Source organism: Sphingomonas sp. HITSZ_GF, assembly GCF_029543155.1.
Taxonomy (GTDB): Bacteria; Pseudomonadota; Alphaproteobacteria; order Sphingomonadales; family Sphingomonadaceae; genus Sphingomonas.
On record NZ_JARQXA010000001.1, the window covers coordinates 819777 to 833639 of the forward strand.

The 13863-nt window shown below is 63.4% G+C and carries 9 protein-coding genes; 5 read left to right on the forward strand and 4 right to left on the reverse strand.

All coding sequences use genetic code 11. From position 1 onward, the window contains the following. The first annotated feature begins 149 nt into the window (after positions 1-149). Positions 150-2945 carry an SIR2 family protein gene (locus P6144_RS04035; protein ID WP_277766419.1) on the forward strand — a complete coding sequence of 932 codons (2796 nt, stop codon included), beginning with the start codon at positions 150-152 and terminating at the stop codon, positions 2943-2945. Here the strand turns inward: P6144_RS04035 and rpoD are convergent. From rpoD to P6144_RS04055, 4 genes are read right to left on the reverse strand one after another with little or no spacing between them, the layout of a single operon-like run. Beyond that, positions 2928-4955: an RNA polymerase sigma factor RpoD gene (gene rpoD / locus P6144_RS04040; protein ID WP_277766420.1), complete on the reverse strand. Its 2028-nt coding sequence runs from the start codon at positions 4953-4955 to the stop codon at positions 2928-2930. The genes P6144_RS04035 and rpoD overlap by 18 nt on opposite strands. A 41-nt stretch (positions 4956-4996) precedes the next feature. Next, positions 4997-6880, reverse strand: coding sequence for a DNA primase (dnaG, locus tag P6144_RS04045; protein WP_277766421.1), 1884 nt, complete (start codon positions 6878-6880; stop codon positions 4997-4999). Beyond that, positions 6881-7294, reverse strand: coding sequence for a DUF559 domain-containing protein (locus P6144_RS04050; protein WP_277766422.1), 414 nt, complete (start codon positions 7292-7294; stop codon positions 6881-6883). Positions 7295-7349: 55 nt separating this feature from the next. After that, positions 7350-7802 (reverse strand): GatB/YqeY domain-containing protein, encoded by a 453-nt coding sequence (locus P6144_RS04055; RefSeq protein WP_277766423.1) that lies wholly within the window; start codon positions 7800-7802, stop codon positions 7350-7352. A gap of 126 nt (positions 7803-7928) precedes the next feature. On the opposite strand from P6144_RS04055, the gene carA reads away from it, so the two are divergent. The 4 genes from carA (at position 7929) to greA (ending at position 13861) form a co-directional block, all read left to right on the forward strand. Next, positions 7929-9128 carry a glutamine-hydrolyzing carbamoyl-phosphate synthase small subunit gene (carA, locus tag P6144_RS04060; protein WP_277766424.1) on the forward strand — a complete coding sequence of 400 codons (1200 nt, stop codon included), beginning with the start codon at positions 7929-7931 and terminating at the stop codon, positions 9126-9128. Beyond that, complete coding sequence (locus tag P6144_RS04065; protein ID WP_277766425.1) at positions 9125-9472, forward strand: hypothetical protein; 348 nt, start codon at positions 9125-9127, stop codon at positions 9470-9472. Before carA ends, P6144_RS04065 begins: the two co-directional genes overlap by 4 nt. A gap of 303 nt (positions 9473-9775) precedes the next feature. After that, positions 9776-13105: a carbamoyl-phosphate synthase large subunit gene (gene carB, locus P6144_RS04070; RefSeq protein ID WP_277766426.1), complete on the forward strand. Its 3330-nt coding sequence runs from the start codon at positions 9776-9778 to the stop codon at positions 13103-13105. Between the two features lie 279 nt (positions 13106-13384). Then, positions 13385-13861, forward strand: coding sequence for a transcription elongation factor GreA (gene greA / locus P6144_RS04075; RefSeq protein WP_277766427.1), 477 nt, complete (start codon positions 13385-13387; stop codon positions 13859-13861). The last annotated feature ends 2 nt before the right edge of the window (positions 13862-13863 follow it).

Below are 13863 nucleotides of genomic sequence, written 5' to 3' on the forward strand. Positions count from 1 at the left end.
GGAGCAGGGCCGCGAACGCCTCCTTCTTTGCGACCAGTGCCGCGCTCGCCTTTCTTCGCGCTGTTGAAGATACAGTGGGGCTCGATGCGCGCCGCGCCCGTCGACGGGGTACTTGGCATCGAGGTGGGGTTTCGGGCACTAACCAGGTCATGACCGTCGAGATCAGAGAAGCGAAATATTTGCGGTTAAAGCTGGGCCGGGAAGATAATTCACGACAACCGGTGAGTTTTCTTCTGGGCGCGCCGTTTTCATTGGATCGAGGTGCTGGCGTTCCGGGAATCGACGGTTTCGTAGGTATCGCGCGTGCGCGCGTTGAGGAAAGCGGAACCGCGCTTCTGCGAGAATTCGACGAGCAGGTGACGTCCATTGCCGGCCCCGATCAATACCAGGCCGCGATGAGCTTTCTCTACGACCTGCTCGACGCTCGGGCAGCGACGGACGTCGTTCAGGAGGCTGTTCTTCGTGCACGCAAGCCATCCGCGCCGCCCTTCGACGAATGCAACCTGATCCCCGATGAGTGGGAGATCACGCGCGCGCAGCATGGTCTGGCCCGGGTGATGCAGCTCGCTCCGCACCGTTTTCCGGGCCCGATATTCACCACCAATTTCGACCCGATGATTTCGCTCGCGCTCGAAAATCGCGGATTCAAGGTCAATACCGTGGGGATCCCCCTGGAAGGATCGATCTCGATTCCCGTCAAGATGCGCACCAGCGAGATCGATGTATTCCATCTGCATGGCTATTGGCGCGATTCGGCGACATTGCACCGGCCACAGCAATTGCTGGCGAAGCGTCCACAGCTTCAACAATCGCTGCAGCGGCATCTGGACAACGTCCATTTGGTCGTGATGGCGTATAGCGGCTGGGACGATATTTTCACGACCGCGATCGCGAATTGCTTGAGCGACCCGGCTTTCAACGGCACCGTTTCCTGGTGCTTCTACGAACAGGATGAGGCGCGGGCCGTCGCGCAAAATCAACGCCTGTTCGAGAAGTTCGCAGCGGGGATCGCCCAGGGCAAGATTGCGTTTTTCCGAGGCGTCGATTGCCACAGCTTCTTCGACGAACTGGGAGGCGACGCACTTGAGGACGTGGCGGCGGGCGTTGTCGAATCGCCGATGCCCGGATGGCAAATCGTAACGCGGAAGACACTCGAAACCGAGACGCCCTTGCGCACGGCGGAAGCATTGCGGTTTTTCGACGGAGCGCTGCCGACGCTGCGGCATGCGGCGAGCCCGCTTATCCCTCGGCTCAGCAAGGCAGAAACGCTCTTGTCGCGCCTGAAGGGCAGCCTGAACGGGGGGTGCGCGCTGCAGCTTGTTCGTGCTGCGAGTGGCGAAGGAAAATCGACGACGTTGTTGCAGGCCGCCGTGGCTGCGGTATCGGCCGGCGATTGGTCGGCGCTATATTGCCCGGCATCGGATGCCGGATTGAACGCCGAAATCCTTGTGCAACTCGACCCAGCCAAAAACTGGCTGATCGTCCTCGATGATGCGGAGGAATATCTTGACGACCTATGGCAGGCCGTCGGCAAGCTCCATGCACAGGGGCGGAGCAACATCTTCTTCCTGCTTGCTGCGCGCGACACCGATTGGCGCCTGAAGGGCGGCGAGAGCAAGCCTTGGTCGACCCGGGTCAATCGGCTGGACGATCTGACATTATCTTCGCTTGGCGAGAAGGATATCGGCCTGATCGTCGACGCTTGGGCGGCGCAAGGCGAGGATGGATTGCGCGCGCTGAGCGGCATCGGAACGCGCGATGCCCGCATCCGCAGGTTCATGGACGCGATTGGCGCGCAAAGCGGGCAGGCGGAGCAGGGGTCATTCTTCGGCGGGCTTCTGGACACGCGCTTTGGCGCGACGGGACTTGTCGATCACCTCATGCCGCTGCTCGAGTTTCTCAAGGGGAGGTCGATCGAAGGCGGCACAGGCACGCTGCTCGATGCGTTGCTGTATATCGCTTGCTGCCACGCAACGGGGATGATCGGGCTGAACGTTCGCGTGCTGGCCTTGTTGTGCGGCGTACCGCCCTATCGCGTCTCCGGAGCGGTCATGGCGCCGCTGGGCCGAGAGTTGGGAGCCGCTGAGATACGGGGCCATGCGCGGACCCGGCACAAACATGTCGCCGATGCGATCATGGTCGCGGCGAACCGTCTCGGCGCGGATTTGCGGGCGATATGGCCGCAACTGATCGATGCGACGGTCAGGTCTGCGGAGGACGAGAAGATCGGAGACACCTTCTCGCAGATCATTCTCGCCGGCTCGCGCCTGAAGCGGGATTTGCCGCAGGGGCTCTCCGCCGACCTGCGCGACGAGATCGCGATTGCCGCTGCCGAGGCGGCCGTCGTCGCAATGCCGAAATGGACGGGAGTCATCAGTGCCCTGGCCCATGCCTTGCGCTCTGCCGGGTACTCGCAAGAGGCGTTCGACCTCCTCAAGAAAAAGCTGCCGACCCTGAAGAACACCGTCGACAAGGAGATGGTCGTCCGCGGCTATTTCTACGAATGGAGCGCGTGCGCAGGCAATCTGGGGGGTAGGCAGGGATCGGTGATGGATGCCTGGCTTGCCGCGATCTCGCTCTCGGACCTGTTGCCGGTCGAGCTGACGTTCGAACAGGCGAAGATGTCATGTGCCGGCCTGGGGAGTGTGTTCAAGCGCCTGGCCGGCGACGCGAGCGGAACCTATGCGAAAGGGCGTCGCGCAGTCATCGACCTAGGTTGGCGGGCGAAGCCCGATCAGCGCGCCACGGGCATTTTGTCCGGACATCAGCGCGAACTCGATGCTGCGGACATTCCCAAGCCGGCGGATATCGATCAAGCCATAAGCTGGCTGACGGAGGCGGCCTTCGCCGCGCAGGAAGAGCTGCAGGACCCCCTCCTTCGCGGATTGAAGGAGGGGCGCCTGGCTTTCACGCGACTAAGGACGCTCTTACTGGTCCAAAAATGACCGCATCTTGCGGCTGCGGCTCGGGTGCTTGAGCTTGCGCAGCGCCTTGGCCTCGATCTGACGGATGCGCTCGCGGGTGACCGAGAACTGCTGGCCGACTTCCTCGAGCGTGTGATCGGTGTTCATGCCGATACCGAAGCGCATGCGCAGCACGCGCTCCTCGCGCGGGGTGAGCGAGGCGAGGACGCGGGTGACCGTTTCCTTCAGGTTCGCCTGGATCGCGGCGTCGACCGGGATCACGGCGTTCTTGTCCTCGATGAAGTCGCCCAGGTGGCTGTCTTCCTCGTCGCCGATCGGCGTTTCGAGCGAGATCGGCTCCTTGGCGATCTTCATCACCTTGCGCACCTTCTCGAGCGGCATGCTCAGGCGCTCGGCCATTTCCTCGGGCGTGGGCTCGCGACCCTGCTCGTGGAGGAACTGGCGGCTGGTGCGCACCAGCTTGTTGATCGTCTCGATCATGTGGACCGGGATGCGGATCGTGCGCGCCTGATCGGCGATCGAGCGCGTGATCGCCTGGCGGATCCACCAGGTGGCGTAGGTCGAGAACTTGTAGCCACGGCGATATTCGAACTTATCGACCGCCTTCATCAGGCCGATATTGCCTTCTTGGATGAGGTCCAGGAACTGCAGGCCGCGATTGGTGTATTTCTTGGCGATCGAGATCACGAGGCGGAGATTGGCCTCGACCATCTCCTTCTTCGCGATACGCGCCTCGCGCTCGCCCTTCTGCACCATGTTGACGATGCGGCGGAACTCGCCGAGCGCCATGCCGGTCGACTGGGCGATCTCGGCGATCTCGACGCGGATGCGATCCACCGCCGAAGCTTCGTTGGCCGCGAACGCCGCCCACTTCTTGTCGAGGCCCTGCACCGACTGCAGCCACTGCTCGTCGAGCTCGTGATCGACATAGCGATCGAGGAAGTCTTTGCGGCTGACCTTGTGGCGCTCTGCAAGGCGCAGCATCTGGCCGCCCAGCGCGGTGAGGCGCCGGTTGAAGCTGTAGAGCTGGTCGACGAGATATTCGATCTTCTGCTGGTGGAACTGGACCGACTCGACTTCGGCGGTCAGCTCCTCGCGCAGCTTCTGGTACTTCTTCTCTTCCGAAGCGGCGAGCTCGCCGCCGGCAGCCATCGCATCGAGGCGCTGGAGCTGCATCTTCGAGAATTTCTTGTAGATCGAAGTGATGTTGGCGAACTTCTCGAGCGCCTGCGGCTTGAGCGTCTCCTCCATCTGGGCGAGGCTGAGGGTATTGTCCTCTTCCTCATCGTCCGACTGCCGCGGCGTGCGGCGCTCGGTCATCGAGTCCTCGTCCTCTTCCTCCTGGACTTCCTCGACTTCCTCTTCCTCCTTGTAGGAGGGGCCGGCGGCAGCCTCGCTGATCTCGCCATTATCGTCCTCGGCGCCTTCGACTTGCTCGGCCGACGGACCCTTGGAAAGCATGGCATCGAGATCGAGGATCTCGCGCAGCTGCATCGTGCCTTCGTTGAGCGCGTTCGACCAGCCGATGATCGCGTTGAAGGTGATCGGCGATTCGCACAGGCCGAGGATCATCGTGTCGCGGCCAGCCTCTATGCGCTTCGCGATCGCGATCTCGCCTTCGCGCGACAGGAGCTCGACGGCGCCCATCTCGCGCAGGTACATGCGCACCGGATCGTCGGTCCGGTCGACGGTTTCCTTCTTCTTGGTCTCGAAGGCCGGCGCCGAATCGTCGCCGCTCTCGTTCGAATCAGCCTCGTCCTGGCTGTCGTCCTCGGGCTCGGCGTCCTCGCCGGCTTCCTCGTTCTCGACGACGTTGACGCCCATGTCGTTGAGCGCCGCCATCACGTCCTCGATCTGCTCCGAGGACATCTGGTCCTGCGGCAGCATCTCGTTGAGCTGATCGACGGTGATGTAGCCGCGCTTCTTCGCCCGCGCGACGAGCTTCTTGATCGAACCTTCGTTCAGATCGATCAGCGGCGCGTCACCCGCCTCATTGCCCTCGGTGACGTCCGCCATGTTCGCCTTGGCCATTCAAATCCTCGAAACTTGGATGGCGGCAATTATACGCCGCCCTAATCTTCTAAATTCTCGTCGTCTGCAAGCATCAGATTCGCGAGACGTGTTTCCAGCTCTTGTCTCTGCCGGAGCAGAGCCGTTTGCCGGGCGAACGCCGCATCGTCGAAACGCTCGAGCATCGCAGCCGTTGCCTCTGCCAATGCCGCGTCCACCGCGGGCCGCGCCACCATCACTGCGATCGCCTCGTTCAGGTCTTCGCGTGCCTTCTTTTCCTCGGCCTGAGGCCGGGTGAAGGAGAAGGGCAGGGTATCGGCCCGGAGCAGCTCGCTCGCCATCTGATCGAAACCGGACCGCGCCAATATGGTGAGGACTTTGCCCTGATCAAGCTGGCGATCCTCCAGCGCGACATCGACCACTGCTTCGAACAGCTTGCCGAGCGCACCCGAGGCGCCGCGCAGGCTGCCGAGCACCTCCATATGGCGGGCGATCTCCGCCGGATGGCGGATCAGGCCGGCCAGCACCGCCTTGGCGAGGATCGGATCGAGCCCGCCGGCCTGGAGCGAACGGGTCTGCTGGGTGAGCGGCGGCTCGGGCGGGAGCCAGTTGCCACGCTTGTCGCGCTTGCCGCGGGCGATCGGCGCGGCGCCACCGCGCTGGGGGGGGCTCTCGAAATTGCGCTGGCCGCGGCCGAAATGCGTGTCGGTGCGCGCGCGGAACTCGGCGAGATATTCGTGCTTCACATTGGCATCGCCGATCGCGCCGGCGAGCTCGCCCAGGCGGCGCTTGAGGCCAGCACGTTGCTCCGGCGTGTCGAGCGGTTCTGCGGCGACTTCACTGTCCCAGAGCAGATCGACCAGTGGCCGCGCCTTGCCGAGCAGCGCCTCGAACGCCTGGGGTCCCTGCGCGCGGACGAGATCGTCGGGATCGAGCCCGTCGGGCAGGGTGACGAAGGCGAGGCTGCGACCCGGTTCGAGCATCGGCATGGCACGGTGCGCGGCACGCAGCGCGGCCTTCTGACCCGCCGAATCGCCGTCGAAGCAGAGCAAGGGGATGTCGGCGATCCGCCACAGCCGCTCGAGCTGATGCTCGGTCATCGCAGTGCCGAGCGGCGCTACCGCCTCGCTAAAGCCGGCCTGGGCGAGCGCGATCACGTCCATATAGCCTTCGACCGCGATGATCCGCCCGGTCTTGCGCGCGGCGGCCTGGGCGCGATCTAGATTGTAGAGCGTGCGGCCCTTGTCGAAGAGCGGCGTCTCGGGGGAGTTGAGATATTTGGGCTCGCCCTCGCCGATGATGCGCCCGCCGAACGCGATCGTGCGGCCGCGGACGTCGCGGATCGGGATCATCAGGCGGCCGCGGAAGCGGTCGTACGGGTCCTTCTTCTCGACCGAGATCAGCAGCCCGGCCTCGACCAGCATCGGATCGCCGTAGCTCTTGAGCGCTTCCTTGAGCTTGCCGCGCGAATCGGGGGAGAAGCCCATTCCGAAGGCCCGGGCGGTCTCGTCGCTGATCCCGCGCTTCTTGAGCACCGCGCGCGCTTCTGCGCCTTCGATGCCGTTCAGCTTGTCGATGAAGAACTTTGCGGCATCCTCCATCGCCTCGTGCAGGCCCTTGGCGCGCTCGGCCTTCTCGGCGCTGCGCCTGTCCTGCTCGGGCATCTCCATGCCGGCGGCCTGGACCAGCTCCTTCACCGCATCGATGAAGGGCAGGCCGCGCTGGTCGGTCATCCAGCGGATCGCATCGCCATGCGCGCCGCAGCCGAAGCAGTGATAGAAGCCCTTGTCGTCGTTGACGTAGAAGCTCGGGGTCTTCTCGTTATGGAAGGGGCAGCAGGCGCGGAATTCCCGCCCGGCCTTTTGCAGCTTGGTCGTCTTGGCGATCAGCCCGGACAGCAGCGTGCGCGCGCGGAGTTCGTCGAGAAAGGCGGGGGTGAGGGACACCTACTCCCCCTCCCTTCCAAGGGAGGGGGTTGGGGGGAGGGTGAGCCCTCGATTCCACTGTCGCATCGACAGTCCTCGCGCCCGAGAAGCTATCGTCTCCAGCACGCCGTCGATGTTGGTCGCGACCTCATGATTGGTGAAGCGGAGCACTGTGTAGCCGAGTTGTCCCAAGCCGATATCGCGATCCCGATCGGCATCCGGGTTGTGGGTATCGCCGTCGATCTCGACCACCAAACCGATGGTCGCGCAGCAGAAATCTACGATGCACGGTTCGATCACATGCTGGAAGCGGAACTTGATGCCTTCCAGCTGAGAGGCTCTGAGCCGTTGCCAGAGCTTTTCTTCCATGGGCGTGGGGTTCTGGCGAAGTTCCTTCGCTCGTGCCTGCATCCACAGCTTGCTTTGCGTGAACACTCACCCACCCCCCAACCCCCTCCCTTGGAAGGGAGGGGGAGTTTAGCGCAGCCCCTTACGACAGCGCCGCCTTCACCAGCCCGCTTGCCTTGCTCATGTCGAGCGTCGTCGCGTGGCGTGCCTTCAGCTCCGCCATCACGCGACCCATGTCCTTCATGCCGCTCGCGCCGAGCTCCGCCTTGATCGCCTCGATCGCGGCGCTGGTCTCGGCGTCGCTCATCTGGGCGGGGAGGAAGCGTTCGATCACCGCGACTTCGGCCTTCTCGGCGTCGGCCAGCTCCTGGCGTCCGCCCTTTTCGAACATCTCGATCGATTCGCGGCGCTGCTTGACCATCTTCTGGAGCACTTCGATCACCAGCGCGTCGTCGTCCATCTGGACCGACCTGGTGCGCTCCTCGATGTCGCGGTTCTTGATCGCGCTCTGGATCAGGCTGATCGCGCCGCGCGCTTCCTTGTCGCCGGCCTTCATGGCGGTGATCTGGGCGGCCTTGATATCGTCTCGGATCATTTCATCTCTCGTGAATCGGAATTTGACCCCGCATAGACCCGCGAACCGGTTGACGCGAGGGGGGTAGGGGTCTAGCGGGCGGCACTTAGCGACATTGCTGCACCTCAAATGGAGAGCCACCCCTCAATGGCCGACGCCACGCCTACGCCCATGCCTGCCGGAGCTACCGGTGTTCTGGTTTTGGCGTCGGGGGACGTGATCTGGGGCCGTGGCTTTGGCGCCGAGGGCCAGGCGGTCGGCGAAGTGTGCTTCCACACCGCGATGACCGGCTATCAGGAGATCATGACCGACCCGAGCTTTGCCGGTCAGATCATCAACTTCACCTTCCCGCATATCGGCAATGTGGGTGCGAACCCCGACGATATCGAGGCGGACGATCCCCATGCGCTGGGCATGATCGTGCGCGAGGACGTCACCGAGCCGAGCAACTTCCGCTCTACCGAGCATCTCGATGCCTGGATGAAGAAGCATGCCCGCATCGGCCTGTCGGGCATCGACACCCGCGCGCTGACTCGCCGCATCCGCCTGGCCGGCGCGCCCAACGGCGTGATCGCGCATTCGGCCGAGGGCAAGTTCGACATTCCCCTGCTGCTCGAGATGGCGCGCGCCTGGCCGGGCCTGGAGGGCATGGACCTGGCGATCAATGTCACGGTCGAGACGCATTATGGCTGGGAAGGCGGCGTCTGGCGGCTGGGCTTCGGCTATGATCCTTCGACAAGCTCAGGACAGGCTGGGGAGTCCCCCGTGCATGCTGAGCCTGTCGAAGCACCGCATGTCGTCGCGATCGATTACGGCTCGAAGCGCAACATCTTCCGCAACCTGGTCGCCGCCGGCGCCAAGGTGACGGTGCTGCCGGCTGCGGCGACCTATGAACAGATCATGGCGTTCAACCCGGACGGCTTCTTCCTGTCGAACGGCCCGGGCGATCCCGCCGCAACCGGCGAATATGCCGTGCCGGTGATCCGCCAGCTGCTCGAGACGGGCAAGCCGCTGTTCGGCATCTGCCTTGGCCACCAGCTGCTGGGCCTCGCCGTGGGTGCCGAGACCACCAAGATGTTCCAGGGCCATCGCGGCGCCAACCACCCGGTCAAGCGGCTGGAAGACGGCGCGGTGGAGATCACCAGCATGAACCACGGCTTCGCGGTCGAGCGCGAGACGCTCCCGGAGAATGCCCGCGAGACGCATGTGTCGCTGTTCGACGGCTCGAACGCGGGCATCGAGTTGACCGATCGCCCGGCGTTCAGCGTGCAATATCACCCCGAGGCCAGCCCGGGGCCGCAGGACAGCCTGTATCTGTTCGAGCGGTTCGTGGGGATGATGGTATGAGAATCGATCGTTCGACAGGCGATTATCCGCGGAAAAATATCCTTACACCACTGCTCTGGCTCAATGCCATTACCTTTCCGAGCGCTGCGGCGTCATTCATGTACAACTGGCCGTTAGGGACAGTGTTGCTGATCATAGCACTTGTGCCGCTAGGAATGACGTTGCGCTACTATGCCCACTGGACCGAGCGCGACCCGGATCGTCTCCAGACGGAAGATTATCGGATTCAGCGAGCTTATCTAGCGCAGCTACCCCAAAATCAAGGATACACGCCAGATCAAATCCCGGCGGCGGGATCTAAGTTAATCGAGGCCTCCATTGGGGGTAATAGAGAAAATGAGTAAGCAATTCTTAGTCTGCTACCAAGCGTTTGAAAATCAAAACGAAGAAGATAGATTCACAGCGTTTGTCAACAATGCTCGAGGTATCGAATCTTGGACGCACCCGTTTGTTGGGCTTTTTATAATTTACTCCGATTTGGGGGTGAGTGAACTTGGTGCTTTATTCAAGGAATTCTTGCTTGGTAGGCACCGGTTTCTGATCACGGAAACGACCAGCCGCCATTTTCATGCCACTCTCCCGCAGCCAACTTGGGATTTTCTAGTCGAGAACGGGTCGGTGCTTAAATCTCAGACGGATCAGAATTAATGCCCAAGCGCACCGACATCTCCTCCATCCTCGTCATCGGCGCTGGTCCGATCGTGATCGGCCAGGCTTGCGAGTTCGATTATTCGGGCACGCAGGCGATCAAGGCGCTCAAGGAAGAGGGCTATCGCATCGTCCTGGTCAATTCGAACCCGGCGACGATCATGACCGATCCCGAGCTGGCCGACGCGACCTATGTCGAGCCGATCACGCCGGCGATCGTCGCCAAGATCATCGAGAAGGAGCGCCCCGATGCGGTGCTGCCGACGATGGGCGGCCAGACCGCGCTCAACACCGCGCTGGCGCTCGCCAATGACGGCACGCTGGAGAAGTTCGGCTGCATCATGATCGGTGCCGATGCCGAGGCGATCGACAAGGCCGAGGACCGGCTGAAGTTCAAGGACGCGATGACCAAGATCGGGCTCGAAAGCGCCCGCTCGGCGATCGCGCATAGCGAGGCCGAGGCGCTGGCCGGGCTCGAGCATGTCGGCCTGCCGGCGATCATCCGCCCCAGCTTCACCATGGGCGGCTCGGGCGGCGGCATCGCCTATAATCGCGAGGAATTCCTCGCGATCGTGCGGACGGGCCTCGACCTGTCGCCGACGACCGAGGTGCTGATCGAGGAGTCGCTCCTTGGTTGGAAGGAATATGAGATGGAGGTTGTCCGCGATCGCAAGGACAACGCCATCATCGTGTGCAGCATCGAGAATGTCGATGCGATGGGCACGCACACCGGTGACTCGATCACCGTCGCGCCGGCGCTGACGCTGACCGACAAGGAATACCAGATCATGCGCAATGCATCGATCGCGGTGCTCCGGGAAATCGGCGTGGAAACCGGCGGTTCTAACGTGCAGTTCGCAGTGAATCCGAAGGACGGCCGCCTGATCGTCATCGAGATGAACCCGCGCGTGTCGCGTTCGTCGGCGCTGGCTTCCAAGGCCACCGGCTTCCCGATCGCCAAGGTCGCGGCCAAGCTTGCGGTGGGCTATACGCTTGACGAGATCGACAACGACATCACCGGCGCGACGCCGGCGAGCTTTGAGCCGACGATCGACTACGTCGTCACCAAGATCCCGCGCTTCGCCTTCGAGAAGTTCAAGGGCGCCGAGGCGACGCTCGGCACCGCGATGAAGTCGGTCGGCGAAGTGATGGCGATCGGCCGCAACATCCACGAATCGATGCAGAAGGCACTGCGCGGGCTCGAAACCGGGCTGAGCGGCTTCAACAATGTCGACAAGCTGGCCGGCGCGCCGCGCGACGAGATCGAAGCGGCGCTGGCCGTGCGCTCGCCCGACCGGCTGCTGATCGCAGCGCAGGCGCTGCGTGAGGGCTTCACCGTGCGCGAGGTCTGCGCGATCGGCCAGTACGACCCGTGGTTCGTGGAGCGCCTGGCCGAGATCATCGCGGCGGAGGCCGAAGTGATGGAAAAGGGCCTGCCGCAGGACGCGCAGGGCATGCGTCGCCTGAAGGCGATGGGCTTCAGCGACAAGCGCCTGGCCTTCCTCGCGCTCAAGTCGGCGAACCTGCGCGAAGGCAGCGATGCCATGGCGAAGAGCTCGGGTCTGATCGGCGAAGTCGTCAAGGCGATGACCGGCGGCGTGACCGAGAATGACGTGCGCGCGCACCGCCACAAGCTGGGCGTGCGCCCGGTGTTCAAGCGGATCGACACCTGCGCGGCCGAGTTCGAGGCGAAGACGCCGTACATGTACTCGACCTATGAGGCACCGAGCTTCGGCGAGCCCGAGAACGAGGCAGCGCCGAGCGACCGCAGGAAGGTCGTGATCCTCGGCGGCGGCCCGAACCGCATCGGCCAGGGCATCGAGTTCGACTATTGCTGCTGCCATGCCTGCTTCGCGCTGGCGGACGCGGGCTATGAGACGATCATGGTCAACTGCAACCCGGAGACGGTGAGCACCGACTATGATACGTCCGACCGCCTCTATTTCGAGCCGCTGACCGCCGAGGACGTGCTGGAGATCCTGCACATCGAGCAGTCGAAGGGCGAGCTGATGGGCGTGATTGTCCAGTTCGGCGGCCAGACCCCGCTCAACCTTGCCAAGGCGCTGGAAGATGCCGGCATCCCGATCCTCGGCACCTCGCCCGACGCGATCGACCTGGCCGAGGACCGCGAGCGCTTCGCCGACCTGGTCGAGAAGCTGGGCCTCAAGCAGCCGGCCAATGGCCTGGCCCGCACCCGCGACGAAGCGGTGAAGATCGCCGAGCGGATCGGCTATCCGGTGCTGATGCGCCCCAGCTATGTGCTCGGCGGCCGCGCGATGGAGATCGTCGACTCCACCCAGCAGCTCGATGATTACATCCAGACCGCGGTGCAGGTGTCTGGCGACAGCCCGGTGCTGATCGACCAGTATCTGCGCGACGCGGTCGAGGTGGACGTGGACGCGATCGCCGACGGCACCGATGTCGTCGTCGCGGGTGTGCTCCAGCATATCGAGGAAGCCGGTGTCCATTCGGGCGACAGCGCCTGCTCGATCCCGCCGTACAGCCTGCCGGCCGAGATCATCGCCGAGATCGAGCGCCAGACCGAGGCGCTGGCGCGCGCGCTCAAGGTCAAGGGCCTGATGAACATCCAGTTCGCGGTGAAGGACGGCCAGGTCTATCTGATCGAGGTGAACCCGCGTGCCTCGCGCACCGTGCCATTCGTCGCCAAGGCGATCGGCATTCCGGTCGCCAAGATCGCCAGCCGCGTGATGGCGGGCGAGAAGCTGGCCGATCTGCCGAAGATCGATCGCGACATCGATTATATCGCGGTCAAGGAAGCGGTGTTCCCGTTCAACAAGTTCCCGGGCGTCGATCCGGTGCTGAGCCCGGAAATGAAGTCGACCGGCGAAGTGATGGGCATCGACCAGGATTTCGCGACCGGCTTCGCCAAGGCGCAGCTGGGGGCGGGGACGGTGCTACCCAGCTCGGGCCGGCTGTTCGTCAGCGTCAAGGATACCGACAAGCCGGTGATCCTGCCGGGCGTGCAGCTGATGGCATCGCTGGGCTTCACGATCGTCGCGACGGGCGGCACCGCCGATTATCTGGAATCCCACGGCATCGCGGTGGAGCGAGTAAACAAGGTGGCGCAGGGCCGCCCGCATATCGTCGATCGCATCCTCGACGGCGATATCGCGATCATCTTCAACACCACCGAAGGTTGGCAGTCGCTCAAGGACTCGTCGGACATCCGCCGTTCGGCGCTCAACCTCAAGATCCCGAACTTCACCACCGCCCAGGCTGGCGTGGCGGCGGCGCGGGCGATCGAGGCGCTGTCGAAGCACAGCCTCACGGTGAAGCCGCTGCAGGACTTCTACGCCTCGCGCGGATAGCCAAATCCGTCGCGCCCGCGAAAGCGGGCCCCACCTCCAGAGCGTGCACCGCATCGCACCTATGCGTTTTGTGGATCTCGCAGGAGATGGGTCCCCGCTTTCGCGAGGATGACGATAAGAGCTGATTTACCGGCCGCGTAACTTTCCTAGCCTTGCAGTGCGGCATTGGCAGGCTTATTATTCGCGTTCGCACAATTGATCTCCCCCAATCAGTATCCATGTGCGGGCGTCTCCATCCTGGGGCGCTTGTGGAACGGGGCGTTTTGAAGGACTTGGTGGATGGCGACGGTCGATAAGATGCCGATGCTTCAGGAAGGCTATGAGAAGCTGACCGCGGAGCTGAAGCGCCTGAAAATCGAGCGCCCGCTGATCGTGGATGCGATCGAGGAGGCGCGCGCACATGGCGATCTCTCGGAAAACGCCGAATATCATGCCGCCAAGGAGCAGCAGGGCCAGAACGAGGCCACCATTGCCGATATCGAAGGCAAGCTGAGCCGCGCCCAGATCATCGATCCGAAGGAGCTTTCGGGCGACAAGGTGGTGTTCGGCGCGACGGTGACGCTGCTCGACGAGGACGACAAGCCGCTCAAGTACCAGATCGTGGGCGAGACCGAGGCGGATGCCAGCCGTGGCCGCATCTCGTACAACTCGCCGATCGGCCGCGCGCTGATCGGGCGCAAGGTGGACGAGGAAGTCGAGGTCTCGGTGCCCGCCGGCGACCGCTATTATCTGGTGTCCAAAATCGAATTCATCTGAGC